The following is a 26151-nucleotide window of genomic DNA, read 5'->3' as shown; positions in this document are numbered from 1 at the left end:
CGGAGGTGCGCTCAGACGATCCGGGGCGCGTCCGGGGCGAGCCGGCGCTGCACGCCCGCGCCGAGCGCGAGGCCGGCGAGCACGCCCAGGCTGATGGCGACCATGGACACGCCCGTGGTGACGACGGTCGTGATCGCCCGGTCGGTCGAGTGCCCCAGTGCCGAGGTCACGCCGACCAGGCCGAGCGCACCGGGCACCAGCAGCCAGAACCCGGGCAGGAACGTCACGAGGAACGGCGGTCCCCCGCGGCGGGCGGCCGCGAGCATCGCGACCGGCGTCATCGCCAGGGCCCCGACGAACGACGACACGACCGCCCCGAACAGCACGCCGCCCAGCACCTGACCCGCGTACGCCACCACCAGGACCAACGTGATCCAGGGCAGCGACTCGCGGTGCGCCTCGTTGTTGGTGGCCACGCCCACCGCGTAGACCAGCACGCCGAGCCAGCTCGCGACCCAGCCCAGGGAGTGGTCGGACCCTGAGCTGCCGACGTCCGCCGCGGGCACGCCGACCAGCCCGGCGGCGGCCGTGATCCCCAGTGCCAGCAGGACCAGCTGCATGACGCCCGCCGCGAGCCGCGACGACCCCGCGATCATCTGCCGCGTGGCGAGGTCGATGACCCCCGTGGTGAGCAGCGCCCCCGGCAGGAACGTCACCAGCGGGGCCACCAGCGGGGCCAGCAGCCCCACGGACCAGCCGGTGCGCACCAGCAGCAGCACGGGCACGGCCACGACGAACGCGCACACCGCCACGACCAGGCCCTGGTACACCGGGGGCACCCGCCGGGTCACCGCGGTCAGCAGGGCGACCACGCCCCCGAGCACGGCCGCCACGAGGATGTCGAGCCACCCGCCGCCGAGCACCATGGACAGGCCGGCGGCGACGGCCACGTAGCCCGCCGCGCGGCGCACGGTCGACGTCGCCGGGTCCGAGGCCACGATCGTCTGCAGCTGCTCCAGCGCCGCGCGCGGGCGCACGTCACCGCGCGAGGCGGCGTTGGCCAGGTCCAGCACGTCGGAGACCTGGTCGAGGCGCAGCGCGCGGCTGCCGGCCGTCGACACGGCCGTCTGCACGGTGTCGTGCTGCGGCACGGAGACGATGAGGGCCGTGGGGAACGTGACCACGGCCGCGTCGGGCAGCCCGTTGACGGTGGCCACCCGCTGGAGCGTGGAGTTCACCTGCACGATGGGCGATCCGGCGTCGATCATCGCCTCGCCGAGCCGCACGAGCAGCAGCACGGTGGCGTCCGCGCGCGCCGAGAGCGCCTCCGGCTCGGGGGTGCCCGGGTCCGGGGAGCCCTCACCCGTCGGGAGGACGAGGGTCGCGGCGGTGTCGTCACCGACCGGCGGCAGCGGCGTCGTCGTCGCGGTGGGACCGTCACCGCCCTCGCGGGCGCCCACCGCGCCGTCCCCCGTGCTGCCGGGGGACGCACCGCCACCCGCACGACGCCCGGCGACGGCCCTGCGCCACCACCACCAGAGGCCGGCAGCCGCCGCCAGGAGCACGACCGCGGCCACCGCCACCACCACCCACGGCACGTTCGACTCCGCGACGGCGGGGCGTGAGGAGAACGCCGGGACCTGGACGGCGGGCTCGGTCGTCGGCACGGTCGTGACGACCGGTGCGGGAGCGGTGGGGGCGGTCGTCGGCTCGGCGGTCGGCACCGGCGCGACGCCCCCGCCCGGGGTCGCCTCGGGCGTGGCCTCGACGGGCGGGGCCGTGGCCCTCGCCGGGGTGGGGGTGGGCGTCGGCTCCGGTGCGGTGACCACCGGCTCCGGTGCCGGTGGGGCCGTCTCCTGCGGCTCGACGGGCAGGACCGGGTCGACGGCGTCCCACGGCTCCGGACCGACAGCCACGAGGGACGTCGGCAGCACCGTCACGGCTCGACCTCGAACGTCGTCAGCCCCTGGGACGGTGCGTCGTGGACCTCGACGCCGGTGACGTGTGCGTGCCGCGGGCCGCGCGCCAGGAACGCCAGCATGGCGTCGACCTGCTCCGGCGCGCCCTCGACCGCGGTCTCCACGGCCCCGTCCGAGCGGTTGCGCACCCAGCCCGCGACGCCGAGCCGGGCGGCCTCCTGCGCGCACGACCAGCGGAAGCCGACCCCCTGCACCACACCGCGAACGACGACCCGTCTGTGCACCCGGTCCTCCGCTCCGCGCCGGCCCTGTGGGCAGGCTACCGAGGCACCGGGGGGCGGGCACGGCGGGAAGGACGGCAGGATGGGGGTCGTGACCATCAACCCGGACCCGCCCCGGCGGCTGCGCTCGGCGCTGTTCGTCGACTTCGACAACGTGTACATCGGCCTGGCACGGCTGGACCCGCAGGCGGCGGAGGCGTTCGCCACCGACCCCGCCCACTGGCTGTCCGAGCTGAGCCAGGGCTCCGACGTCGACGGGGACCTGACGCGCCGCTTCCTGGTGCGCGCGTGCTACCTCAACCCGTCCGTGTACTCCCGCTTCCGTCCCAACTTCACGCGCGCCGGCTTCCAGGTGGTGGACTGCCCGTCGCTCACGCAGCAGGGCAAGTCCAGCGCCGACATCAACCTGGTCCTCGACGCGGTCGACGCGCTGGCGGCGACCACGCGGTACGACGAGTTCGTCATCGTGTCCGCCGACGCGGACTTCACACCGCTCGCGCAGCGCTGCCGGGCCGACGACCGCCGTGTCACGATCATCACCGCGTCGCCCGCCGCGTCCGCGTACCGCTCCGTCGCGGACACGGTCATCGGCGCGGACGCGCTCGCCGACCTCGTCACCCAGACCGCGTCCACGCTCGACGCGGAGCCGGCCGTGGTGCCGACGCCCCCCGAGCCGGCGGCGGTCGAGCCGGCCGCCGACCCGGTCGCGGCGGCCGCGACGCCGCCCGCCGCGGGCCGTGGCGGGTCCCGCGGATCCGGCAGGTCGGCCGCCAAGGAGACGCCCGACGAGCCGGCGCCCGCCGCCGCACCGGCACGCACCCCGGCCAGGGCGCGGGTCGCCGAGCGGGTCATGGACGAGGGCGAGGCGCGGGCCCGGCGGGCCGTGCGACGCGCGGTGCGCACCGCCGACGCACCGTTGCCGCTGGGCGCGGCCGCCCAGGTGGCGCAGACCGCCGACCCGGCACTCGCGACGACGCAGTGGGCCGGCGCGGGCAACTTCACCGCGTGGCTGGCGCGCGCGGTGCCGGACCTCGACGTGTCGACGCGCCCCCCGGGGCACGTGTGGGACCCGCAGCGCTTCGGCGAGGCCGACCTGCCGGGTGCGGTCGCCGACACGGCCCCCAACGAGCTGCAGCGTCAGGTCATCGCGGTCACGGACACCCCGGGTCTGAGCCAGGCCCAGTACCGGGTGCTGCTCAAGACCCTCGCGTCCGACGTCGCGGCCCACCCCTTCGACCGCGTCGCCACGTCGCGCCGCGTCCACGAGTCGTGCCAGCAGTCGGGCACCAAGGTCGGCCGCTCGACGGTCAACTTCGTGATCTCGGGCGTCCTGTACTCGGGGCTCTCCCTGGACGGTGACCCGGGTGCGGAGAAGGTGGCCCGGGCGTGGGCGGACAACGTGATCGGGCTGTGCCGCGGTGCCCGCATGGAGCTGACCAACGGCGACGCGGCGGCCATCCGCGCCTGGGTGGGCGGCGGTCTGGTCACCGCCTGACCCCGGACGCGGACCGGCCCGGTCGCCACGTGGGCGACCGGGCCGGTGGGGTGGGTGGGGTGTCAGGCGTAGGCGGGGCGCTGCGGCGACGCGGCGGCGGCGGCGGGGCCGCGGTAGGTGCTCGAGCCGAGCCACAGGATCCAGGTGAACACGACGGTCAGCAGCACGAGGCCGACGGTGAAGCCGGCGTCGTGGCCGAACGACTTCGACAGGTCGTTCATGATGATGATCATCGCGACCAGGTTGACGCCCGGGACGAGGAGCAGCAGGAACCACCACAGGGGACGGCCCACGACCTGGAGCAGCACGATCGTGTTGTAGATCGGGACGAAGGCCGCCCAGCCCGGCTGACCCGCCTTCGTGAAGACGCCCATGAGGCCGAGGCAGCCGATGACGTAGCCGACGAGGCCGAGGATCAGCGCGACGACGACGCCACCTGCGGCGGCAGCCGCCTCGGCGTCGGTGAGCGGGACGGTGAGGAATGTGGACATGGCGCGAAGGCTAGCGCCCCTGTGAGCCCGCTGTGTCCCGTTTTCACCCGTGATCGTGCGCGGGAGCCGGACCAGATCCTCCGGACGGCCCAACCGTCGGTCCGGTGGCCAGGAACCCGACCGTCAGGCTGGCGAGCAGGTCGGGCCGGTCCCGCGGCAGCATGTGCCCGGCGCGGGGGACGACCTCGAGCCGGGCGTCGGGCAGGGACCGCACCAGGAGCCCCGTGTGCGCGTGGTCGACGACGTCCCGCTCCCCCACGACCACCAGCGTCGGCGCCGTGACCCGCGCGAGCAGGGCGGGGTCCAGGCGCGGCTCGCAGGCCATCAGCGCCATCCGCTCCGCGGGCGCGCGCAGGCCCGGCAGGACGCGTGCGAGCGCGCCCACCACCGCGTGCAGGGCACGGACCCGCGCCTGCACGCGGACGGTCAGTCCCGCGGGGAACAGGTTGGCGCCCACGACGACGAGGCGCCGCACCCGGTCGGGTCGACGCACCGCCAGCTCGAGGGCGACGTTGCCGCCGTCGGAGAACCCCAGCACGTCGGGCTGCCGCAGCCCCAGCAGGTCGAGCACCTCGGCGACGTCGTCGGCCATCCGCGCGATGCTGAGCGGCCCCGTCCCCCGCGGGCTGCGGCCGTGCGCGCGCGAGTCGACGCCCACGAGCGTGCGCCCGGCGCCCAGGGTCGGGAGCATCCGGTCGAACACGTGGTGGTCCTCGCCGTTGCCGTGCAGCAGCACCAGCGGCGGGCCCGAGCCGCGCGTGACCACCCACAGCGGCCCCACCTGCCGCCCGGGGGCCGGGCACCGCACCGCGACCGTCTCGTCCACGCCCCGACCCTAGGCCCGGCGACGGCGGCACGCGTCCGCCCGGAATGACGTGCCGACACCGGCGGTTGCCCCAGGGGTGACTGCGATCTCCGTGCTCGACCTCGTGCCCGTCCGCTCCGACCAGACCACCGCCGACGCCCTGGCCGCGTCGCTCGCGCTCGCGCGGGTCGCGGACGAGATCGGGGCGCGGCGCTACTGGGTGGCGGAGCACCACAACATGCCGGGTGTCGCGGCGACGAACCCCCCGGTGCTGATGGCCCTGGTGGCGGCGGCGACGTCCCGGGTCCGGGTCGGGTCCGGGGGCGTCATGCTGCCCAACCACTCCCCGCTGGTGGTGGCCGAGCAGGTCGCGCTGCTGGAGGCCGCGTACCCGGGCCGCATCGACGTGGGCATCGGCCGCGCGCCGGGCGCCGACCCCGTGACGGGCCACCTGCTGCGCCGCGGCGCCACGGGCGACGGGGTGGACACGTTCGACGCCGACGTGGCCGCCCTCGCGGGCCTGGTGCGACCCGAGGGCGTGGACGTGCGGGTGGGCTCGTCGACGTACCCGCTGCGGGCCACGCCGCGCGCGGTCTCCGCCCCGCAGCTGTGGCTCCTCGGGTCGTCGTCGTACTCCGCGCAGCTGGCCGGGCGCCGCGGGCTGCCGTACGTCTTCGCGCACCACTTCGCCGGGCGCGGCACGGACGAGGCGGTCGCGCTGTACCGCGAGACGTTCGTGCCGTCGGAGGCGCTGCCCGAGCCGCGCACCATCGCGGTGGCCAACGTCGCGGTCGCGGCGACGTCGGACGAGGCGCACCGCCTGGCCCTGCCGCACGTGCGCAGCATGTGGCGGCTGCGCGCGGGGACGACCCCGGAGCCGCAGGAGCTCGTCGAGGACGCCGAGGCCACGCCGCTGCCGCCGGAGGCCGACGCCGGGCTGGCCGCCATGACGTCGGCGTGGGTGGTCGGCGACCCGGCGAGCGCGGCCGCGGAGCTGCGGGAGCTCGCGCAGCGGGTCGGCACGGACGAGATCATGGTCCAGCCCGTCGTCGGCGCCACCCGCGGGACGCCCCCGGACGCGTCCCCCGCCCGGGAGCAGACGCTGCGCCTGCTCGCCGACGCCCTGGCCTGACGGCCCGCCGGCCCGGCGCCCGTCACCCACGACGCCCGCCCTGCCCGCGGGGTCAGGTGCGCTCGAGCAGCGTGAGGACCTCGTGGTGCGTGGTGTGGGGGAACATGTCGAGCACCTGCGCGCGCACCAGCCGCAGCGAGGGCATGTGCGCGAGGTCACGGGCCAGCGAACCGGCGTGGCACGACGAGTACAGGACCCGCGGCACCCCGCTGGCCTCCAGCCAGCGGCTCAGCGGCTCCCCCAGGCCGCGCCGCGGCGGGTTCACGACCACCAGGTCGGGGACGTCCGGCGCCGTCAGGGCGAAGGCGGTCGCGTCGCCGGCCAGGAAGCGGGTGCCGGGCAGGCCGGCGTCGCGGGCGGTCTGCTCGGCGCTCGCGACGGCCTCGGCGCTGCTCTCCACGCCCACGACGTCACGCCCGGGGCGGGCGAGGTGCAGGGCGAACCCGCCGACGCCGCAGTAGAGGTCCCAGGCCGACGTGACCTCCGCCTCGTCCGCCCAGGCCACGGCCTGCCGGTACAGCGCCGCGGCGACCTCGGTGTTGGTCTGGAAGAAGCTGCGCGGCCGCAGGTGCAGGTCCAGCCCGTTGACCCGCATCCGCAGCGTCTCGCGCTCCGTGAGCAGGATCTCCCGGTCCCCCTCGAGGACCGCCGCGTGCGCCGGCTGCACGTTGACCGACGCGACGACAAGGTGCGGCAGGTCGGCCTGCAGGCCGGGCAGGTGCTTGCGGATCCGGGCGAGCGCCTCGGTGCTGCGCAGGACGAACCGCACCATGAGCTCGCCGTCGGGCGAGCCCGTGACGATGACGTGCTTGAGCTCGCCGCTGCGTGACGGCACGTCGTACGGCGTGAGCCGCGCGCGGGTCACGAAGGCCGCGAGCGGCGCGAGCGCCGCACCGACCGTGGGCGGGTACAGGGGGCAGCCCTGCAGGTCGACGCCGTGCCCGTGGCCGTCGAGGATGCCGAGGGTCGGTGCGTCGACCGTGCCCCCGACGACCATCTTGGCCTTGTTGCGGAAGCCCGCCTCGGCGCTGGTGACGGTCGGCAGCCACGTCACGCCGGCCGGGTCCCCCAGCACCGCGCGCACGTGGCGCTGCTGCTCGTCGACCTGCTGGGGGTACGGCTCCGCCAGGAGCGTGCACGAGCGGCACACCCCCGCGTCGAAGTACCCGCAGCGCACGGCACCAGGGTACGGGGGTCAGCCCGCGGCGAGGATCGCGTCGATCTGCCCGACGGCCTCGCGCATGCCCTCGGCCATGCCCATGGCGAGCACCTGCTCGAGCGCCTCCTGGGACGCGAAGTGCGAGGTGATGGTCATGATCGTGCCGGTGCCGCCCGGCTCCAGCTCGACCACCATGCGGGTCGTCGGCATCCCCGCGGCCGGCACGCCGTGCTCGTCGGCGAACCCGTCCTCCAGCTCGATCCGGGTCGGCTCGTCGACCGCCAGGAAGCTCCACCACCCGTGCGCGGCGGTGCCGTCGGGCCCGGTCATGTGGTACTTCGCGCCCCCGCCCGGCCGCAGGTCGTGCTCGTCGAAGGTGGCCGGCCACGTCGGCGGTCCCCACCACCGCTCCAGGGTGCGCGGCTCGGCCCACAGGCTCCACGCGCGCTCGGGCGTGGCCGCCAGGTCGGCGACGACGACGAGCGTCAGGTCGGCGGTGTCGGGCGTGGTGCTCAGCACGGTCATGACGGACCTCCGGTGCGCGCGTGCCCGGTGACCGGGGCCGCGAGGTGGGTGCCGGCCGCGACTACGGCCGGCCGGGGTCGGGGCGGGGCCCCGGGTCGAGATCCGCGAGCACGGCGGACATGCGGTCCACGCGCGCCCGCCACAGCTCCTCGAGCTGCTCGAGCAGCGCGGCCGCCTGCCGGACGGTCCCGACGTCGCCGCGGACCATCTGCTCGCGCCCGCGGCGCTCCTTGACCACGAGGTGCGCGTCGGCCAGCACGGTGACGTGCTTCTGCACGGCCGCGAAGCTCATCTCGTAGCGTGCGGCGAGGCCGGAGACGGACGCGGGCTCCACGAGGACGCGGCGCAGGATGTCGCGCCGTGTCGTGTCGGCCAGCGCCCGGAACAGCCGGTCGGCCGCCCGGTCCTCGTCGGTTCGCTGATCTACAACCACATGGTTGTACGTTACGCACCGCCCCACGCGTGCACAAGGGGGTGCGACGCCCGGGTAGGGCCGGCCCCCGCCCAGCGGGGCGACCGGCCTGCGCCCGCACCACCCCCCGGCGGCCGACGACTCAGCCGCTGGCGGTGGAGGCCCGCACGACGACCCGCGGGGCGATCGTCTCGACGCCCTGCTCCGACGCCCCGGCGATCCGGGCGAACAACCGGGTGGCCGCGCGCCGGCCCATCGTCTCGAAGTTCATGTCGACGCTGGTCAGGGCGGGGCGCGAGCCGGCGATCATCGGCTCCCAGTTGTCGAACCCGATGACCGCGACGTCCTGCGGGACGCGCACCCCCCGCTCCCGCAGCGCATCGAGGACACCCCGGGCGATCATGTCCGAGCCGCACACGACCGCGTCGATCGCCGGGTCCGCGTCGAGGGCGGCGCTCACCCCGGCCCGCCCCCACGCCTCGCTCCACGAGCCGAAGCGCACCGGCCCGACCTGCTCGAGCCCCGCGGCGGCGAGCGCCTGACCCACGCCCGTGGCGCGGTCCTGCGCGGCGGCGTAGGTCGGGTCGCCGGAGACGTGCGCGATGCGCCGGCGACCCAGCGTCAGCAGGTGCTCGGCGGCCAGCCGCCCGGCCGAGACGTTGTCCGGCACGACCGACGCGTCGTCCGGGTCGTCGGACGGCGCGTAGGCGTACACCACCGGCACCGGGACGTCGGGACCGAGCGAGGCCCGGGGGTCCGTCCGCGACCCGACGACGATGAGCCCGTCGACGCGCCGGCCCAGCAGGGCGCGCAGGTGGTGCTGCTCGCGGATCGCGTCCTCGCGGGCGTCGCACAGGAAGACCGACGTGCTCCCGGCACCGAACGCGTCCTCGGCCCCCATGAGGATCGGCAGGCTGAACCGCCCCTCGAGGTCGTGCGTCAGCAGGCCGACGGTGCCGGTGCGGCCGGCGGTGATGGCGCGGGCGAGCGAGTTGGGGGTGAACGCGAGGCGGTCGGCGACCTCCTGCACGCGCCGCCGCGTGTCCGGGTGGACGTCGGCCTTGCCGTTGAGGGCCTTGGACGCGGTGGCCACCGACACGCCGGCGAGCTGCGCGACGTCGCGCAGCGTGACCGGACGCGTCCTCGCGTCGCTCGTCGCCATCGTCGACCTCCGTTCCGTGACGCCCCCGTCCGGGTGCCGTCGGGTCAATCATGCCCGAAAACGTCACCACATCGGGCAGGTTGACCTCACCATCCGCCCGCTGCTACCGTCCCGAAAAGGGTTTCGGCAGTTTTCGGCCGACGGTGCTCGCACCGCACCCGCCGCAGCGACGCGACGACGGGTGACCTTGTCCAGACCCAGCGACGAGTCCCCGGTGGAACCTCTGCCGGACCGGGCCCGTCCCGAGACACAGGAGCCCGGTTGATGGACATCAACGGCAACGACGCACGGCCCACTCCTCGCCGCCGGAACCGGTCGGCGCTCATCTCGCTGGCTGCCGCGGGCAGCCTCTTGCTGGCCGCGTGCAGCGGCGGCACCAGCGCCGACGGCGGCGGGGCCGACCCGGCCGCACCCGCCGGCGGCGACCGGACCGTCACCGTCTGGCACTACTTCTCCGACGACAACCAGGTCCGGCTCATGGACGAGTTCGCCGAGAAGTTCGAGGGCGAGCAGGACGGCGTCACCGTCGAGAACGTGTTCGTGCCCTACGACCAGCTCAACTCCAAGCTCATCGCGGCCGCGGGCGCGAAGACCGGCCCCGACGTCGTCGTCTTCAACGGCGCGGAGGCGGCCACCCTCGCCCTGGGCGGGGCGCTCGCCCCCCTCGACGAGCACTGGGCCGACTTCGCCGACGCCGACCAGGTGTCCGAGTCCGTCGTGCACACGATCGACGGCACGACGTACGCGGTGCAGGGCTACGTCAACCTCCTGGGCCTCTGGTACAACGCGGACATCCTCGCCGAGATCGGCGTCGAGCCGCCCACGACGATGGACGAGCTCGAGACCGCGATGGCCGCCGCCAAGGACGCCGGGTACGCGGGCATCACGCTCTCGGGTCTCCCCCAGTCGCAGGGTGAGTGGCAGGCCTACCCCTGGATCACGTCCGAGGGGTTCACCTACGACGACCCGCAGGCCGACGCGCTCGCCGCCGGCCTCGCCCGCGTGCGCTCGTGGGTGGAGAACGGGTGGCTCTCGCAGGAGGCCGTCACCTGGGACCAGACGGTCCCCTTCCAGCAGTTCGCCGCCGGCCGGACCGCCTTCGCGGCCAACGGCAACTGGCAGATGGGCACCGCGGCGTCCGACGCCGACTTCGAGTACGGCGTCGTCCCGCTGCCGCTGTCCGCGACCGGCGGGGTCTACCTCGGCGGCGAGGGCCAGGGCATCGGCGCGTTCAGCGACGACCCCGAGCTCGCGTGGGAGTACCTGACGTCCACCTACCTCGACGCCGACGGCCAGCTCCTGCCGGCCGAGATCGTCGGCTCCCTGCCGTCGCGCGCCGACGCCGGCGAGTCCGAGGTCGTCACGGGCAACACGCTGCTCGACCCGTTCGCGCAGACGATCACGCGGTTCGGGGCCAACTACCCCGCCGCCGTCATCCCGCCGGAGGCCGTCGCCGACGTCCAGCTGACCGTCGGGCAGGCCTGGAGCGCCGCCATCGGCGGTCAGAAGTCGCCCCAGCAGGCCGCCGAGGACGCGATCGCCGCGCTCGGCCCGCTGCTCGACTGAGCCCACCCGCCCCGCCGCGCCCGGTCGTCGGCGCGACACCGACACGGAGGTCCCCATGACCACCTCGCTCGCACCGGCGGCCGGGCGGGCCGGCACCCGCCCGGCCCCCGGGCCGCGGCGGCGCCGGCCCCGCCAGGCCCGCCTGCTCTTCCTGCTCCCCGCCGCGCTGTTCCTCGGCGTCCTGAGCATCTACCCGCTGATCACGCTGCTGCGCATGGCGTTCTCGGCGGTCACGGCCGCCACGCTCAACGCCGACTGGGCCTTCACGGGCCTGGACAACTTCACGGCCGGCATCCAGTCCGGGGACACGGGCGCCGCCCTGAGCCGGACGGCGGTGTTCGTCGCCGTCGTCACCGTGCTGGGGATGGGCCTGGGGCTCGGCGGCGCGATCGCGCTGCGCACCTCGGGCCGGTGGTCCGGTGCCCTGCTGGCGCTCATGGTGTTCGTCTGGGCGCTGCCCCCGGTGGTCAACGGGTCGGTCTGGAAGTTCCTGCTCGCCGACACGGGCCTGGTCAACACGGTCCTGCTCGCGACAGGCCTGCGCGACACCCCCGTGCCGTTCCTCTACGACCAGCACTGGGCGCTCATGGCCGTCGCGTTCGTCAACTCGTTCGCGGTGATCCCGTTCAACGCGCTGGTGTACCGCGCCGCGCTGCTCACGATCGAGCCCGAGGTCTTCGAGGCCGCCGAGCTCGACGGGGCCGGCAAGGCGCAGCAGGTCCGCCACATCATGGTCCCGTCCGTGCGGGGCACGACGCTGGTGCTGCTGATCCTCACGCTCGTCTACGGGCTGCGCAGCTTCGACTTCATCTACGTCATGACCTACGGCGGGCCCGGCACGGCGACCAACACCCTGCCGTTCCTCGGGTACCTGCAGGCGTTCGTCCGCTACGACTACGGGCTCGGCGCCGCCACGTCCGTCGTCGCGGTCGCCGGGGTGCTCGTGCTCGCCGTGCTGTACGCCCGCAGCATCCGCAACGAGGAGAAGCACGGATGAACGAGGTCAAGGCCGGACCGGTCGCGGTGGCGACCAAGCTCCTGCTCACCCTGATGTACGGCGTGCCGATCCTGTGGATCCTCATCACGTCGGTCAAGAGCTCCGCCGCGGTGTTCGACCGGGCGTCGACCTTCGTGTTCACGCCCACGCTCGACGCCTACTCCGCCGCGATCACCCCGACGCTGTGGACGGCCATGGGCCAGTCCGCGACCATCGCCGTCGGCGCGACCGCGCTCGTGCTGGTCATCGCCGTCCCGGCCGCGTACGGCCTGGCCCGGACAACGGGGTGGCTGCCGACCCTGGGGCTGGGCCTGCTCATCGTGCTGCAGATGATGCCGCAGACCGCCAACGTCATCCCGCTGTTCCAGATCTTCAGCAGCTGGCGGCTGCTCGACACCACCGCGTCGGTGATCCTCGCGGACGCGGCCCTGCTGACGCCCTTCGCGACGCTGCTGCTGCGGCCGTTCTTCCGCGCGGTGCCGCCGCAGCTCGAGGAGGCGTCGTCGATCGACGGCGCCGGCATCCTGCGGACCTTCTGGACCGTCGTGCTGCCGGTGGCCCGCAACGGCCTGTTCACCGTCGGGACGCTGATCTTCCTCCTGGCCTGGGGCGAGTTCCTGTACGCCGTGAACTTCTACCTCACGCCCGGGCGCTACCCCCTCAGCGCCCTGCTCGCCCAGCAGGTCTCCGCGTTCGGCATCGACTGGCCCGGCCTCATGGCCCTCGCCGTCCTGACGTCGCTGCCGATCCTCGTCGTCTTCAGCCTCACCTACCGCCAGCTCAAGGACGGGCTCACCGTCGGCGCGGTGAAGTAGCCCACCTTCCCACCCCCGCCACCCCTGTCCGGCGCCGCCGGACCGAGCACCACCGGAGCACGCCATGCCCTCGTCCGACATCCTCCGCACCGACCCCCCGAGCCGCACCCCCGACCACGGCCGCCCCGTGGCCCCGTCCCGCTCCCCCTGGCGCCCCCTCGGGCTCGACGAGGTGAGGATCACCGGGGGCTTCTGGGGAGACCTGCAGGACCTCAACGCGTCGACGATGATCGCGCACGTCGAGGGCTGGCTCGAGCGGCTGGGCTGGACGGGCAACTTCGACGCCGCGGCCGAGGGGCGGCTGCCGCTCGACCGCAAGGGCCGCGAGTTCTCGGACTCCGAGACGTACAAGCTGCTCGAGGCCATGGCCTGGGAGGTCGGCCGGACCGGGGACCCCGACCTCGACCGCCGGCTGCGCGCGCTGGCGGCCCGGGTCGCGGCCGCGCAGGAGCCCGACGGCTACATCGGCACGATGTTCGGCCGCCCCGGGCAGCGTCCGCGCTGGTCGGACCTGGAGTGGGGGCACGAGCTGTACTGCATCGGCCACCTGGTCCAGGCGGGCGTCGCCCGGGCACGGACGCACGGCGACGACGAGATCGTCCGCGTCGCGGTCCGGGCGGCCGACCACGTGTGCGAGGTCTTCGGCCCCGACGGGCCGCACCAGGGCGTGTGCGGGCACCCGGAGATCGAGGTCGCGCTGGTCGAGCTGTACCGGGTGACCGGCGAGCAGCGGTACCTCGACCAGGCACGCCTGTTCGTCGAGCGGCGCGGCCACGGCACCCTCGGCGAGATCGACTTCGGGCCGACGTACTTCCAGGACGACGTGCCGGTCCGCGACGCGACCGTGCTGGCCGGGCACGCCGTGCGCGCCCTGTACCTGGCGGCCGCGGCCGTGGACCTCGCGGTCGAGGACGCCGACGACGAGCTGCTGGCCGCCGTGGCCGGGCAGGTCCGCACGACCCTGGCCCGCCGCACGTACCTGACGGGCGGGATGGGCGCGCACCACGAGGGCGAGTCGTTCGGCGCGGACTTCGAGCTGCCGTCCGACCGGGCCTACTCGGAGACGTGCGCCGGCATCGGGTCGGTCATGGTGAACCACCGGCTGCTGCTGCAGACGCAGGACGCCCTGCACGCCGACGCCGTCGAGCGCGCGCTCTACAACGTCGTGGCCACGTCCCCCGCGCAGGACGGCCGGGCGTTCTACTACACGAACACCCTCCACCAGCGGACGCCGGGACGCGAGGTCGCACCCGACGAGGTCAGCCCGCGCGCGGCGTCCAGCCTGCGGGCACCGTTCTTCGCGGTGTCCTGCTGCCCCACCAACGTCACCCGCACGGTCGCGTCGCTGGCGTCGTACGTGGCCACGGTCGACGACGACGGCGTGCAGCTGCACCAGTACGCACCGGCGACCCTCCGCGCCACGCTCGGTGACGGCCGCCAGGTCGAGCTCGAGGTGACGACCGCGTACCCGCACGACGGGCGCGTCGTCGTGCGCGCCCTCGGCGCACCGCAGGGCGACTGGACCCTCACGCTGCGGGTGCCCTCGTGGGCCACCGGGGCGCAGGTCACGACGGCCGACGGAGCGTCCCGGGCGGCCGAGCCCGGCTACGTCACCGTCGCCGGCCCGGCCGCCGGGGCGCACGTCGTGCTGGACCTGCCGGTCACGGCCCGCTGGACGTGGGCGGACCCGCGGGTCGACGCCGTGCGCGGGCAGGTCGCGGTCGAGCGCGGGCCGCTCGTGCTGGCCCTGGAGTCGACCGACCTCGGGCAGGACGTCGCGGCCGCCGTCGTCTCGACGCAGGAACCTCCGGTGGAGCGGGACGGCCAGGTGCTCGTGCCCGTCGCGGTGCGCGACCTGGCGGAGGGCAGCTGGCCCTTCGGCGGGGCACCCGCCCCCGCGCCCGACGACCACCGGCTGGTGCCGTTGGTCCCGTACCACGCGTGGGCCAACCGCGGTCCGTCGACGATGCGGGTGTGGCTGCCCGTCGTGTGACCCGCGGTCCGTGCCGCGCACGGCCGGGCGCCCCCACGGGTGCCCGGCCGTCCGCGTCCGCCGGGTCCGGCTCGCGCCCGCGCCACCCCTGGACGACCGCCCGAAACCGGGACGGAACGGATTGTCAGGAGGTCGCCGCATCGCCTAGTGTCACGACCGCGGGAGCGCTCCCGCGCACGCGTGCTGCCGACGTCGCCGGCCCGCCGACACGTCGCAGGCACCAGGGGGAACCACCGATGGACCGCACCGCCGCGCCCGCGCCCTCACGCGTCCACGACCCCGGCCGGGGCGAGACCCGACGGGTCGCGCTCGTCACGGGCGCCACCTCCGGCATCGGTGCCGCGACCGCCCTCGAGCTCGCCTGGCGCGGGCTGCGGGTGGTCGTCCTCGGTCGTGACACGGTGCGCGGCACCGGTGTCGTCGACCGCATCCGCGCGTCCGGCGGGGAGGCGGCGCTCGTCACCACCGACCTGTGCGACGACGACGACCTCGAGCGCGCCATCGACGAGGCCACTGCCGTGTGGGGCCGGCTCGACCACGCGTTCAACAGCGCCGGCGTGACGGGGCCCGGGACCGTCGCCGACGCGACGACCGAGGACTTCGACCGGGCGTTCGCGGTCAACACCCGCGCCCTGTGGCTGTGCATGCGCGCGGAGGTCCGCCACATGACGCGCACGGGCGGCGGGTCGATCGTCAACAACCTCTCGGTGCACTCCGTGCGGGCCGTGTTCCACGGCGTCGCCCCCTACGCGGCGTCCAAGGCCGCCGCTCTCGCCCTGACCCGGTGCGCGGCGGTCGAGCTCGCCGGCCAGGGCATCCGCGTCAACGGCGTCGCGCCCGGGCCCATCGACACCGGGCTCTTCCCCGGCTCGGGGCTGGACCCCGACGGTGCCGACGCGTGGGAGAGGTTGCTGCCGATGGGCCGCGCGGGCACCACCGGGGAGGTCGCGGACGCGGTCGCGTGGCTGTTCTCCGACGAGGCGAGGTACGTGACCGGCAACGTCGTGGCGGTCGACGGCGGGTTCCTCGCCGGGTGATGCCGGCCCCCGGTCGCGCGCCCCGGCGTGCGGCGCCCTAGCCTCGAAGGTCCACTGGCCGAGGAGGACCCCCTGTGACGACGCACCGCACCCCGACCACCCGCGCCGACGACGGCCTCGCGCGCACGATCGGCCGGGTCCTGCTGGGCGGCTTCCTCGCCTTCGCCGGCACGAGCCACCTGACGTTCGCCCGCGAGGAGTTCGGTGCCCAGGTGCCGTCGTGGGTCCCGCTGGACACGGACCTGGTCGTCGTGGGGTCCGGCGTCGTCGAGATCGCCCTGGGTGCGGCGCTCGTGGCGGCACCGCGGCGCTACCGCCCGTGGGTCGGCGCAGCGGCGGCGGCGTTCTTCGTCGCGGTGTTCCCGGGCAACGTCGCGCAGTACGTCGAGCGCAGCGACGGGTTCGGTCTGGACACGGACGCCAAGCGGCTCGCGCGCCTGCCCTTCCAGGGTGTCCTGGTGCTGTGGGCGCTGTGGTCCACCGGCGCCTGGCGGGCGTGGCGCGGACGCCGAGGCGCCTGACACCACCCCCGCGCCGGCCGGGAGCCCGCGCTGCCCCCGCCCCCGGTCGGGGCGGGGGCGCCGCGTCACCGCGTCAGGGCGTCGTCAGGTCGAAGCTCCGCACCGTGACCGCGCCGCCCAGCGCGGTCGTGGCGTGGTTGAAGATCCCGAAGCGGTAGCCCATGAAGAACTGCCAGTCGTTGTTCAGGGTGAACGCGGGGCCCAGCGTCCGGAACGTGCTGCCGTCGGTGCTGTAGGAGAACGTGGCCTGCCGCCCGGACCCCGGGCGGATGTCCGCCGACGCCCGCAGCCAGATCCGGCCCGCGGGCACGCTCGCGCTCGCCCGCTCGGTCCCCGTGCCGGTCGTCGCCCACGACGAGCTCATGGTCAGCCCGTCCGTCATGACGACGCGGGAGCTGCCGTCGGCGTTGCGGACCACGCCGATCCACGCCGACGACTGCCGCAGCATCGCCAGGCCCGCCCGGTCGCCGGCCCTCATCTGCGCGTGGTCCAGCTCGATCGTGGCGGTGGACGACGGCCCCTGGATCCGGTGGGTCAGGGTGTTGCGCGCCGCGTACAGGTCGTTCGTGACCGTGGCCGTCTGCAGCCGCAGCCCGTCGCCGACCGAGAACCGGCTGGTGTCCGGGTTGTGGTTCCACTCCCACCGGTGCCCCAACGTGCTCCCGGCGAACGTGTCCCGGCCGGTCATCGGGGCCACGGTGCGCGTCGTGGAGATCGCGGGCCGCGGGTACGTCGCACCCCACCGGCCGTTGACGGTCTGCACGCTGGGCCACCCGTCGGTCCAGGTCAGCGGCGCGAGCGTCGGCATGCGACCGCCCGGGTACGCGTCCGTGAAGGCCATGTACCACCAGTCGCCGGCCTGCGTCTGGACGATGCCGCCCTGGTGCGGGACGCCGCCGCCGCTGATCGGGCCGGGCAGGTCGAGCAGGACGCGGCGCTGCTCGTACGGGCCCCACGGGGACCGGGAGCGCAGCACGTACTGGCCGTTGGCCGGGCGCGTCAGCCAGATGTAGTAGTACCCGTCCTTCTTGTAGAACCGGGCACCCTCGAGCGTCCCGATGTCCGACGGCGTCTGGTACACCTGCTGGGCCCGCACCTGCTGGGTCCCGTCGGCGTCGAGCTGCGCGACGCTGATGGTGCCGTTGCCGTAGGCGATGTACATCGTGTCGTCGTCGTCGACGAGCAGCCCGGCGTCGTAGTAGCACTGGTTCATCCGGGCCTTCTTGGTCCACGTGCCGTCCACGGCCGAGGCCGTGTAGACGTACGTGCGGTTGAACTCCGTGCAGCCGTACCAGTAGTAGGTGCTGTTGCTCCTGCGGTAGCCGAGGGTCGACGCCCAGATGCCCTTGACGTACCGGTTGCCGCCGGTGAGGTCGTACTTCGTGTCGTCGAACTCGAGCCGCGGCACGGAGTGCCCGGCGTACTCCCAGTTGACGAGGTCGTAGGACCGCAGGACCGGCGCACCCGGGGAGTAGTGCATGGTCGAGGCGGAGTAGTAGTACGCGTCGCCCACGCGGATGATGTCGCCGTCGGCGAAGTCCTGCCAGACGACCGGGTTGGTGAACGTGCCGGTCACGGGGGGTGGTGTCCTCGTCGGGCTCGGGGTCGGGGCGGGGGTGGTGCTCGGGGCGGCTGTCGGCGTGGCGCCGACGGGCACCGGCTGCCACTGCTGGTTCGTGCCGCCCCAGCTGTTGTACTGGACGATCTCGGCGTTGTCCCCCGTCGCCGCGTTCTGCACCTCCAGCGCCTTGCCGGAGTTCCGGTTGACCAGCGTCACGTACCCGCCGCCGGTGTCCTGCACCCGCCACTGCTGGTTCGCACCCCCGTGGTCGGTGTACTGCACCACGCGCGCGCCGTCGGCGGTGGACCAGCCCTGGACGTCGAGGACCTTGCCGGAGAGGACCGAGCCCACCCGGTGGTAGCCGTCGCCGGCGTCGATGAACCGCCACTGCTGGTTCGTCGCGGTGCCACGGGTCCACTGGGTCAGGCGGGCGCCGTCGGTGGTGGCGAAGTTGTAGACGTCGAGCGCCTTGCCGCTGTTGCGGTTGACCAGGACGTAGGCGGTCCCGGTGTCGGGGGCGGCGGCCGCGGGCGCGGCGGCCGGCACGGCCGCCAGCCCGCAGACGGCCGCGACCAGGACCGCCACGCCACGCCGCACGGGGCGCGGGGGTGCGATGGGGTCGCGGGGGCCGTCGGGGGCGGTCCCGGTGGTGCGGCGGGTGGGGCCGGTGGTGTCGCGGGTGGGGCCGGTGGTGGCGCGCATCGGTGCTCCTCGAGCCGGAGGACTGCGGCAGGCCCCGCGGCGGTGCGCGGCCTGTGATCGTTCACAACCGACCGGCACCGACGACGGTGGCGGGCGGGGTCGTGTGTCCGTCATGCTGCGGCCGTGCGCGGCGCCCGCACAAGGCGACCGCGCTCGTCGAAGCGTTTCACCACCGCGCCGGTGGACGCGTCCCTCAGTCCGCGGGGCGGGCCGGCAGCGTGATCGTGAACACCGTGCCCTCCCCCACGGTGCTCGCCACCTCCATCGTGCCGCCGTGCGCCTCGGCCACCGCCTTGGTGATCGACAGCCCGAGCCCCACGCCGGGGATGGCGCGCCGCGTCGCCGTGCTCGCGCGGTAGAAGCGCTCCATGAGGTGCGTCAGCTCGTCGGGCGGGATGCCGATCCCCGTGTCCCGCACCGCGACGCGGACGCCGCGCGGCGTCGGCTCGACCTCGACCCGCACGGTCCCCCCGGCAGGCGTGAACTTCACCGCGTTCGCCAGGAGGTTGTCGAGCGCCTGCCCCAGGCGCACCGGGTCCGCCTGCACCCGTGCCGGGGTCAGGTCGCCCGTGACCGTCACACCCGATGCCACCGCGGCCGGTGCGGCCGAGGCGATCGACGCCCGCGCCACCGCCACCACGTCCACGTCCTGCAGCGCGATCGAGAACGTCCCGGCCTCGACCTGCGCCGTCAGCAGCAGGTCGCTGACCAGCCGCAGCTGGCGCCTCGCGTTGCGGTCGATGATGCCGAGGTACTCCCGCTGGTCCGCCGTGAGCTCTTCGGTGCCGTCGAGCATCAGCTCGACGTAACCGAGCACCGACGTCAGCGGCGTGCGCAGCTCGTGACTCACGAGCCCGACGAACTGGTCCTTCAGCCGGGCCGCCTCCCGCTCGGCCGTCACGTCCGTCGCCACGACCACGTAACCGGCCACGGCGCCGTCCGGCGCCGTCCGGCGCGTGACCGCCGGGTGCACGGTCACGTGCGTCCCGTCGGCGCGCACGTACGTCCAGTCCGCCGCACCGGACGCCACCGCCCCCTCCCGGGCTCCGACGAGAGCCGCGATGAACGCGCCGTGGTCCGCCGTGCCGGAGGACTCCTCCGGGACCCGCGCGAGCACCTCGTCCGGCAGGTGCAGCGCGGACAGGTGCATCCGCCCCACGACCTCCCCCTGGGGGTACCCCAGCAGCCGCTCGGCGCCGGCGTTGAACACCTCGATGCGCCCGTCCGCGTCGGTCGCGATGATCGCCTGCTCGGTCGCGGAGTCGATGACCGACACCAGCTGGTCGTACGCGGCGGCACCGACCGCCACGTCGCGCTCCAGGTCCGCCGCGCTCGCCTGCGTCCGGCGCAGCACGTGCTCCTGCTGCGCCTGGAGCCGCGCCAGCGCCGCGTTGCGCTGCCGCAGCCGGGTCGTCGTCTCGTGCACGAACAGGCCGATGATCAGGGCGATCGCACCGACGAAGAGGCTGCGCAGCAGCACCGGCCCCGACGGCAGGCCCGCCGGGCTGGCCCACAGGCCCACGAGCACCGACAGGGCGGCACCGGTCGACCCGACCACCACACCGGGCATGCCGGCGCGCACGCTGAGGGTCAGCGCGGGCAGCAGCACCATGCCCGCGTACGGGGAGGCGAGCCCTCCGGTCCCCTGCCGCAGGACGCTGATGGCGACGAACTGCACCAGCGTGAGCACCTCGGGCGCCCACGGGGGCAGCCGCCGCCAGGGCACCAGCGCCGCGGCCAGCAGCAGCGCCCCCGTCAGCGCCGCCGTCAGCAGCACCGTCCACCCCGACACGGCCGCCATGCCGGGCAGCAGCAGACCCGCCAGCGCGACGATGACGAGCACGGTGTACGGCATCTGCCGCTCGACGACCGACGCGCTGGTGCCCAGGTAGCGCGCGACCGGGCCGAGGTACCGCAGGTGCGGGCCGTCGGCGCCGGTGGGAGCGGTGGCCGTCACCGGACGCCCGCGAGCAGCAGCACCACGACCACCGCGAGCACGGCGCCGGCGAGCCCCGCCGTGACCCGCAGCCGCTCGCCCCGGCGGTCCCGCGCGATCTCGTCGGCCAGGTCGCGCCGCGTCGCCCGCGTCAGCTCCCCGCCCGGCGCGTCGCCGTCACGGTCCTCAGCGCCACTCATCCCGCCACCCGGCCCGTCTTCTCGGTCTTGTCCCAGGTCTGCGCGGCACCGCGCCACTCACGCACGTACGCGTGCAGCGTGATGGCGCACAGCACGGGCCCGAAGCCGACGAGGTACAGCAGCGGCCGGGACAGGACCCCGACCACGGGCCGACCCTCCAGGTCGTGGACCACCCGCGCGAGCACCATCGAGAGCACGGGCCACAGGTAGACGAGCAGCGTCCACGCCGTCACGCCGGCGTCGGTCATGCGCAGGCCGAGGAGGGCCGGCACCTCGACCTCCCACAGCCCGGGCCAGGCGGAGGCGGTGACGAGCACGAGCGCACCCACCCCGGGGAACAGCAGCCCCTCGAACCAGGAGCGGCGCGCGGTCTCGAGGTCCACGAGCAGCGTGGTCACCGTGATGAGCACGTAGACCGCCAGGGCGACCCACCACAGCCGGGCGAAGAGCGCCGCCGCGGCGCCGGGCTCCAGCAGGTACAGGCCCACCAGGCCGACGGACGCGGCGATCAGCGCGAACGGCAGCACGAACACCGAGAACCACACCAGGCCGAAGTCCGGTGCACCGAGCCGGTGCCCCCGGGCCGGGCGGAACCACACGCGCCGGAACCGGCGCGTGATCTGCATGTTGCCGCGCGCCCACCGCACCCGCTGCTTCCACAGGGCACGCACCGAGTCCGGCTCCTCGGCCAGCACCACCGCGTGCGGGTCGAACACGACGCGTCGCCCGTCGAGCTGCGTGAGGAACGTCGTGAAGGTGTCCTCCGCCAGGGTGGTGGTGTCGATCCGGCCGCCGATCGCCTCGAGGTTGGCCCGGGTGTGGAGCTGGGCGCCGCCGGCGAGGCACGCCACGGCGCCCATGACGTTCTGCGCGCGGCGCGCGCACGCCTGTGCGGTCGCGTACTCGTAGCCGATGAACCGCGCGACCGCTCCCGGCCGTCCGCTGCCCTCACGGATGTACCCCGTGACGGCACCCACGCTCTCGTCAGCGAGGTGCCGGGTCATGCGCCGCAGCGCGTCGGGCCGGTAGATGACGTCGGCGTCCATGATGAGCAGCGCCTCCATCCAGTCGTCGCGCAGCAGGTGCTCGATGCCGTGGTTGAGGGTGTGGGCCTTGCCCTGACCACCCTGCTCGCGCCGCAGCAGCACGATCCGACCCGGGTGCTCGGCCGCCTTGGCCCGCACGACGTCCGGGGTGTCGTCCGTGCTGGCGTCGTCGACCACGACGACCCGCAGGCGGTCGGGCGGGTACTCCAGGCGCATCAGCCGGTCGAGGGAGGCGCCGAGCACGGCGCCCTCGTTCCACGCCGGGACCACCACGGCCACCCGCGGCAGGTGGGGCGCCGCACGCCCCAGGTGGTTGCGGAACGCGTGCACCGGCACCAGCAGGTACTGGTAGACGCCACCGAGCGTCGGCGCCAGGCCGCACGCGACGAGCGCGACCAGCACGCCGACCAGTGCGGCCTCGACCTGGTCCGCCGTCACCCGGCACCCCCGAGCCACCGGTACGCACCGACGTCCGCCGCGCGGTGGGCGTCCGTGGACGCGACCAGCGCGACGCCGGCGGCACGCCACCGGCCCGTCACCCGCGGCCCCGGGCACCGCCACTTCTCGTTGACCTCGACCGGTGTGCCCGTCGCGACGAGCACGGCCGCGAGGTCGTCGAGCACCGCGTCGGGCACGTCGTCCTCGCTCGACCCGACCTTCGGCAGGATCGAGAACGGGTGCGCGAGCTGGGCGCGCCCGGCCCGCTCCACCGCACGTGCGGTCGCGCTCACCACCAGCTCGACGACGTCCGCCGCGCTCAGACGGCCCTCCGCGCGCATGCGCAGCACCGTCGACGGGCTCCACGGGCCGTCGGTGCCGGGTACCTGGTGGTCCGCGAGCAGCACGCGGTCGGCGCCACCCGGCGAGCCCAGCGCCGCGAGCACCTCCGGCGGCGCGTCGATCCGGCCCGTCGCGTCGAGGATCTTCGCCTCCACCCCCGTCAGCACCTGCAGCCCGGCCACGGGGGGCAGCGCGCGCACGGCGGCCAGCATCGCGGGCACGTGCGTCGACGACGCACGGACGTGGTCGACCATGCGGATCTCCCGCAGACCGGCGCGCTGCGCCGCCTCGAAGTTCTCCCGCACCGTGCTGACGGCGTCGTCCGAGAACGTGGAGTGCACGTGGTGGTCGCCGTCCGTGCGCGGCACGGCGACGCTCACCGCGCGGGCAGCACGTCGGCGATCGGCAGGAACACGTCCTCGAGGTGGCGGACGTTGGCGATCTCGAGGAAGTCCACGGAGCGCGGCACGGGCCGGCCGAGCACGTCGTCGAGCATGAGCGACGGCATGTCCACGCCGGCGGCGATGGTGAGGGGCATCGCACCGGGGAACCGCGGGTTGACCTCGAGGAGCGCCGGCACGCCGTCCGCGTCCCGCTTCAGCTGGACGTTCGCGACCGAGGTCAGCCCGACGGCGCGGGCCACGGCCGACGCGGTGGCGACCAGCTCGTCGTCACGCACCGTCACCCCGGCCACGGCGACCCCCGAGTCCACCCGCAGGCGCGCCCGCGGGACGGCCGCGACGACGTGCCCCTGGGAGTCGGCCAGCACGTCCACCGAGTACTCCTGCCCGGGCAGCATCTCCTGCACCAGCAGGTCCTCGTCGTCGTGCACGGTGTCCAGCTCGCGGGCGGACCCGACGACCCGCACCCCGCGCGACCCGGCGCCGCGGCGTGGCTTGACCACGACCGGGAACTCCCACCCGGACAGCGCCTGCGGCGTCCCGAACAGCTCGGTGCGCGGGACGCGGACCACGCCGGCGCAGGCGTGCGCGAGCGCGAGCTTGTCCAGGCAGGTGTCGAGCGTCCGCAGCGAGGGGGACGCGAGCAGCGTCCCGGCGGCTGCCAGCAGGTCCCGCACCGCCGCGAGCCGCGGCAGCTCGACGTCGACGGTCGGGATCAGCACGTCGATCCGCTGGTCGGCGCACGTGCGCCGCACGACGTCGACGAAGTCGCCGTCGCGCCCGGCGGGGACCAGGTGGCGGCCGTCGGCGGCCACCAGGTACAGACCGCTCGCCCAGCGGTCCATGTCGGCCGCGACGACCTCGACGTCCCCGCGGCGCAGCAGCGAGCGGATCACCGCCACCCCTGCCGGGCCTCCGGCACCCGTCACCAGCACGCGGGTCATCCCGCCACCTCCCCCGACCGCTGCTCCGGCAGCCCGATCCGGGCGGCCGCGGGCGCGGCACCGCCCCCCGTGCCGGACAGCATGGCCGCCGCCCGGACCGTCTCCAGCGGCTCGACGAACCGCCCCGTCCCGAACCTCGCCCAGTAGCGGGCCGCCGCGCGGACGGCCTCGGGCTCCAGGTAGTCCCGGTGCGCCTGGGACGTGAACGCCGCGAGCATCTCCAGCTTGGTCTCGACGAAGCCGTCGACCGGCACGAACCGGCTGGGCCGGAAGTCGACCGTCGACGACGGGCTCTGGAAGCACGCGAGCGACGGCACCCGGCGGGTGGCGACCATCACGGCCTCGTGGACCGCGCGGTGGTCCTGGTGCCGGTCGTGCAGCGAGTGCGTGTACACGACCGTCGGCTGCACGTCCTGCACGGTCTGCTCCACGACGCCGATGAGCGCGGTGGCGCTCATCCGCGTGTCGGGGAAGTCGTGCAGGAAGAGGCGTGCGCCGATGACCGCCGCCGCGGACAACGCCTCGTGGCGCCGCGCGTCGGTGTCGCCGCCCACCGCCCCGCCGGACAGCGTGAGGACCACGACCTGGTCACCGGCGGCGCGGTGGGACGCGAGCGTGGCGCCGACGCCGATCTCGACGTCGTCGGGGTGGGCCCCGACCGCGAGCACGACGTCGCGCGAGCCGGCCGCCGCCCGTCGCGCCTGCCCCGCGGCGGCGAGCGCGACCACCCGCTCCAGCAGCGACGCGGCGGCCACGGGTTTGACGAGGAACTCGTCGGCGTCCCGCCGCAGCGCCTCGACGGCGTAGTCGACGGACGCGAACGCCGTCATGACGGCCACGGGGACACCGGGGGCGCGTGACCGCAGCTCCCCCAGGAGCTCGAGGCCCGACATGCCGGGCATCTGGATGTCCGTGAGGATCACGTCGGGCGCCTGCCGGGCGACCTCCGCCAGCGCGCTCATGGCATCGCCGGCGAGCACGACCTCCATGCCGCCACGGCGCTCGAGCACCGTCCGCACGAACCCTGCCGTGTCCGCGTCGTCCTCGACCACCAGGACCCTGGTCCGCGCGTCCGCCACTCCGGCCTCCCCCCGCCCGAAGGCAGCAACCGGCGCCACCGTACGTGCTTCCCGGTCGACGTCCGGCCAGGTGGGAGGCGCTGCCGCGCGCACAAAGCGGGGCGTTCGCACGCCTATCGGGACGACCTGAGACCGGACGGGACGTGCACGGCACGAACTTCACCCGGTCCGTCGGTGCGCGACCCCTGCGTGCGGGACGCTGGGACGGTGACAGGGACGAGCCGGCCGCCGATCACCCGCTACGCCCACGTCGTCACGGCCAACCTCGCGACGCCGTGGCCCTACCACCTGGTGCACCTCGCCACCGGGCCGGACGACGTGCGCCCGCCCGCCGAGCTCTACCCGGCGTTCCACACGTCCTTCGACTGGCACTCGTGCGTGCACATGCACTGGCTGGGCGTCGAGGTGCTGCGCGCCGGCCACGAGGACGCCACGCTGCGGGCCCGGCTCGACGCGAACCTCACCGCCGAGCGCCTCGCGGGCGAGGTCGCGTACCTGCGGGCGCACCCCTCCTTCGAGCGGCCCTACGGCTGGGCGTGGGCGGCACGCCTCGCGGCGTCGTGCCGGGCCGCGGCCGACGCGGGCGACGCGGACGCCGCGCGCTGGGCCGACGCGACCGCACCCCTCGCGGACACCGTGCTGGGCCTCGCCGTCCCCTGGCTCGCCCGCACCGAGCACCCGGTGCGGCACGGCGTGCACAGCAACACCGCGTTCGGCATGGCGCTGCTGCTCACGGCCGCCGACGACCTGGGCCGCACCGCCGCGGCGCGCGACCTGCGCACCCACGCCCGTCGGCTCTACGGCGCCGACCGGGACTGGGCCGCCCGCTGGGAGCGCAGCGGGCACGACTTCCTGTCCCCCGGCCTGGCGGAGGCCGACCTCATGGCCCGCGCCCTGCCCGCGGACGAGCTGCGCCCCTGGTTCGCGGCGTTCCTGCCCCGGCCGGAGGAGCTCACGGCACCCGCGCGCGTCGTCGACCCCACCGACGGGCACGCCGTCCACCTCGACGGCCTCAACCTGTCGCGCGCCGGCGCGCTCTTCCGCCTCGCCCGCGCCCTGGACGACGCCTCGCTGCGCGACGCCGGCGACCGCCTGCTCACCGCCGGGCTCACCGCCCTGGAGAACGAGGCCTTCGTCGCGACGCACTGGCTCGCGTCGTTCGCGTGGGACGCGACGACGAGCCGGTGAGCGCGGGCGGTGCGCGTACGCCGTCGCCGCACGTCCACCCCGCCGGGTTCGGCACGACCTCCCG

At 75.0% G+C, this 26151-nt stretch carries 24 protein-coding genes; 9 read left to right on the top strand and 15 right to left on the bottom strand.

The features are described from left to right. Positions 1-11: 11 nt before the first annotated feature. A complete protein-coding gene (locus tag BMZ16_RS13620; protein ID WP_089801409.1) occupies positions 12-1880 on the bottom strand; it encodes a threonine/serine exporter family protein in 1869 nt (622 codons plus the stop codon). Next, complete coding sequence (locus BMZ16_RS13615; RefSeq protein ID WP_255366661.1) at positions 1877-2143, bottom strand: acylphosphatase; 267 nt, start codon at positions 2141-2143, stop codon at positions 1877-1879. Before BMZ16_RS13615 ends, BMZ16_RS13620 begins: the two co-directional genes overlap by 4 nt. Positions 2144-2222: 79 nt before the next feature. Between BMZ16_RS13615 and BMZ16_RS13610 the strand changes: the two genes are divergently transcribed. Beyond that, the gene (locus BMZ16_RS13610) at positions 2223-3635 is read left to right on the top strand and encodes an NYN domain-containing protein (RefSeq protein ID WP_089801405.1); all 1413 of its coding nucleotides are present in this window, start codon (positions 2223-2225) and stop codon (positions 3633-3635) included. 62 nt (positions 3636-3697) lie between these two features. Here the strand turns inward: BMZ16_RS13610 and BMZ16_RS13605 are convergent, their stop codons facing one another. Together BMZ16_RS13605 and BMZ16_RS13600 are read right to left on the bottom strand one after the other, a co-directional pair. Then, positions 3698-4126, bottom strand: a complete 429-nt coding sequence (locus BMZ16_RS13605) for a DUF5684 domain-containing protein (RefSeq protein WP_089801403.1) — start codon at positions 4124-4126, stop codon at positions 3698-3700. 43 nt (positions 4127-4169) lie between these two features. Further along, the gene (locus tag BMZ16_RS13600) at positions 4170-4952 is read right to left on the bottom strand and encodes an alpha/beta fold hydrolase (protein WP_089801401.1); all 783 of its coding nucleotides are present in this window, start codon (positions 4950-4952) and stop codon (positions 4170-4172) included. A 76-nt stretch (positions 4953-5028) separates the two neighbouring features. Here BMZ16_RS13600 and BMZ16_RS13595 point away from each other — a divergent pair, with 76 nt between their 5' ends. Continuing rightward, positions 5029-6063 (top strand): LLM class flavin-dependent oxidoreductase, encoded by a 1035-nt coding sequence (locus BMZ16_RS13595; RefSeq protein ID WP_089801399.1) that lies wholly within the window; start codon positions 5029-5031, stop codon positions 6061-6063. Between the two features lie 52 nt (positions 6064-6115). On the opposite strand, the gene rlmC is transcribed toward BMZ16_RS13595, so the two are convergent. The 4 genes from rlmC to BMZ16_RS13575 form a co-directional block, all read right to left on the bottom strand. Continuing rightward, entirely contained in the window at positions 6116-7240 is a 1125-nt protein-coding gene (gene rlmC / locus BMZ16_RS13590; RefSeq protein ID WP_089801397.1) for a 23S rRNA (uracil(747)-C(5))-methyltransferase RlmC, read from the bottom strand. Between the two features lie 18 nt (positions 7241-7258). Then, positions 7259-7747 carry an SRPBCC family protein gene (locus BMZ16_RS13585; protein ID WP_089801396.1) on the bottom strand — a complete coding sequence of 163 codons (489 nt, stop codon included), beginning with the start codon at positions 7745-7747 and terminating at the stop codon, positions 7259-7261. 61 nt (positions 7748-7808) lie between these two features. Next, complete coding sequence (locus BMZ16_RS13580) at positions 7809-8180, bottom strand: ArsR/SmtB family transcription factor (RefSeq protein ID WP_089801394.1); 372 nt, start codon at positions 8178-8180, stop codon at positions 7809-7811. Between the two features lie 121 nt (positions 8181-8301). Beyond that, a complete protein-coding gene (locus BMZ16_RS13575) occupies positions 8302-9321 on the bottom strand; it encodes a LacI family DNA-binding transcriptional regulator (RefSeq protein WP_089801392.1) in 1020 nt (339 codons plus the stop codon). A 264-nt stretch (positions 9322-9585) separates the two neighbouring features. On the opposite strand from BMZ16_RS13575, the gene BMZ16_RS13570 reads away from it, so the two are divergent. The 6 genes from BMZ16_RS13570 (at position 9586) to BMZ16_RS13545 (ending at position 16250) form a co-directional block, all read left to right on the top strand. After that, positions 9586-10887 carry a sugar ABC transporter substrate-binding protein gene (locus BMZ16_RS13570; RefSeq protein ID WP_089801390.1) on the top strand — a complete coding sequence of 434 codons (1302 nt, stop codon included), beginning with the start codon at positions 9586-9588 and terminating at the stop codon, positions 10885-10887. A 55-nt stretch (positions 10888-10942) separates the two neighbouring features. Further along, complete coding sequence (locus BMZ16_RS13565) at positions 10943-11884, top strand: carbohydrate ABC transporter permease (protein ID WP_089801388.1); 942 nt, start codon at positions 10943-10945, stop codon at positions 11882-11884. Then, positions 11881-12699: a carbohydrate ABC transporter permease gene (locus tag BMZ16_RS13560; protein ID WP_089801386.1), complete on the top strand. Its 819-nt coding sequence runs from the start codon at positions 11881-11883 to the stop codon at positions 12697-12699. The genes BMZ16_RS13565 and BMZ16_RS13560 overlap by 4 nt, the downstream gene beginning before the upstream one ends. 64 nt (positions 12700-12763) lie before the next feature. After that, a complete protein-coding gene (locus BMZ16_RS13555) occupies positions 12764-14692 on the top strand; it encodes a glycoside hydrolase family 127 protein (protein ID WP_089801384.1) in 1929 nt (642 codons plus the stop codon). 236 nt (positions 14693-14928) lie between these two features. Further along, positions 14929-15729, top strand: a complete 801-nt coding sequence (locus tag BMZ16_RS13550) for an SDR family NAD(P)-dependent oxidoreductase (protein WP_089801382.1) — start codon at positions 14929-14931, stop codon at positions 15727-15729. A 74-nt stretch (positions 15730-15803) separates the two neighbouring features. Further along, on the top strand, positions 15804-16250 hold the full coding sequence (locus BMZ16_RS13545) for a DoxX family protein (protein WP_089801380.1): 447 nt from the start codon (positions 15804-15806) through the stop codon (positions 16248-16250). A 73-nt stretch (positions 16251-16323) separates the two neighbouring features. Here the strand turns inward: BMZ16_RS13545 and BMZ16_RS13540 are convergent, their stop codons facing one another. The 7 genes from BMZ16_RS13540 to BMZ16_RS13510 all read right to left on the bottom strand — a co-directional run bounded on the left by BMZ16_RS13540 (position 16324) and on the right by BMZ16_RS13510 (position 24899). After that, the gene (locus BMZ16_RS13540) at positions 16324-18513 is read right to left on the bottom strand and encodes a family 43 glycosylhydrolase (protein ID WP_089801379.1); all 2190 of its coding nucleotides are present in this window, start codon (positions 18511-18513) and stop codon (positions 16324-16326) included. 193 nt (positions 18514-18706) lie between these two features. Further along, positions 18707-20470: a sensor histidine kinase gene (locus BMZ16_RS13535; protein WP_255366659.1), complete on the bottom strand. Its 1764-nt coding sequence runs from the start codon at positions 20468-20470 to the stop codon at positions 18707-18709. After that, positions 20467-20649 carry a hypothetical protein gene (locus BMZ16_RS13530; RefSeq protein WP_089801377.1) on the bottom strand — a complete coding sequence of 61 codons (183 nt, stop codon included), beginning with the start codon at positions 20647-20649 and terminating at the stop codon, positions 20467-20469. Before BMZ16_RS13530 ends, BMZ16_RS13535 begins: the two co-directional genes overlap by 4 nt. Then, a complete protein-coding gene (locus BMZ16_RS13525) occupies positions 20646-22133 on the bottom strand; it encodes a glycosyltransferase family 2 protein (RefSeq protein ID WP_089801375.1) in 1488 nt (495 codons plus the stop codon). The genes BMZ16_RS13530 and BMZ16_RS13525 overlap by 4 nt, the downstream gene beginning before the upstream one ends. Further along, positions 22130-22855, bottom strand: coding sequence for a PHP domain-containing protein (locus tag BMZ16_RS13520; protein ID WP_089801374.1), 726 nt, complete (start codon positions 22853-22855; stop codon positions 22130-22132). Before BMZ16_RS13520 ends, BMZ16_RS13525 begins: the two co-directional genes overlap by 4 nt. Further along, complete coding sequence (locus tag BMZ16_RS13515; RefSeq protein ID WP_089801372.1) at positions 22852-23820, bottom strand: ATP-grasp domain-containing protein; 969 nt, start codon at positions 23818-23820, stop codon at positions 22852-22854. The genes BMZ16_RS13520 and BMZ16_RS13515 overlap by 4 nt, the downstream gene beginning before the upstream one ends. Continuing rightward, positions 23817-24899, bottom strand: coding sequence for a response regulator (locus BMZ16_RS13510; RefSeq protein WP_089801370.1), 1083 nt, complete (start codon positions 24897-24899; stop codon positions 23817-23819). Before BMZ16_RS13510 ends, BMZ16_RS13515 begins: the two co-directional genes overlap by 4 nt. Positions 24900-25106: 207 nt before the next feature. On the opposite strand from BMZ16_RS13510, the gene BMZ16_RS13505 reads away from it, so the two are divergent. Beyond that, entirely contained in the window at positions 25107-26087 is a 981-nt protein-coding gene (locus BMZ16_RS13505; protein ID WP_089802085.1) for a DUF2891 family protein, read from the top strand. Positions 26088-26151: the final 64 nt, after the last annotated feature.

The organism is Cellulomonas sp. KH9, assembly GCF_900114185.1.
Classification (GTDB): Bacteria; Actinomycetota; Actinomycetes; order Actinomycetales; family Cellulomonadaceae; genus Cellulomonas.
Note: the sequence above shows the minus strand (reverse complement) of the source record. Positions and strands in the feature narration are given on the sequence as shown.

Bases quoted from the DNA above. Each gene is read 5' to 3' on its own strand.
- BMZ16_RS13610 (WP_089801405.1), top strand. From the start codon at position 2,223: ATGGGGGTCGTGACCATCAACCCGGACCCGCCCCGGCGGCTGCGCTCG.
- BMZ16_RS13605 (WP_089801403.1), bottom strand. From the start codon at position 4,126: ATGTCCACATTCCTCACCGTCCCGCTCACCGACGCCGAGGCGGCTGCC.
- BMZ16_RS13585 (WP_089801396.1), bottom strand. From the start codon at position 7,747: ATGACCGTGCTGAGCACCACGCCCGACACCGCCGACCTGACGCTCGTC.
- BMZ16_RS13575 (WP_089801392.1), bottom strand. From the start codon at position 9,321: ATGGCGACGAGCGACGCGAGGACGCGTCCGGTCACGCTGCGCGACGTC.
- BMZ16_RS13570 (WP_089801390.1), top strand. From the start codon at position 9,586: ATGGACATCAACGGCAACGACGCACGGCCCACTCCTCGCCGCCGGAAC.
- BMZ16_RS13565 (WP_089801388.1), top strand. From the start codon at position 10,943: ATGACCACCTCGCTCGCACCGGCGGCCGGGCGGGCCGGCACCCGCCCG.
- BMZ16_RS13560 (WP_089801386.1), top strand. From the start codon at position 11,881: ATGAACGAGGTCAAGGCCGGACCGGTCGCGGTGGCGACCAAGCTCCTG.
- BMZ16_RS13555 (WP_089801384.1), top strand. From the start codon at position 12,764: ATGCCCTCGTCCGACATCCTCCGCACCGACCCCCCGAGCCGCACCCCC.
- BMZ16_RS13550 (WP_089801382.1), top strand. From the start codon at position 14,929: ATGGACCGCACCGCCGCGCCCGCGCCCTCACGCGTCCACGACCCCGGC.
- BMZ16_RS13540 (WP_089801379.1), bottom strand. From the start codon at position 18,513: ATGCGCGCCACCACCGGCCCCACCCGCGACACCACCGGCCCCACCCGC.
- BMZ16_RS13530 (WP_089801377.1), bottom strand. From the start codon at position 20,649: ATGAGTGGCGCTGAGGACCGTGACGGCGACGCGCCGGGCGGGGAGCTG.
- BMZ16_RS13515 (WP_089801372.1), bottom strand. From the start codon at position 23,820: ATGACCCGCGTGCTGGTGACGGGTGCCGGAGGCCCGGCAGGGGTGGCG.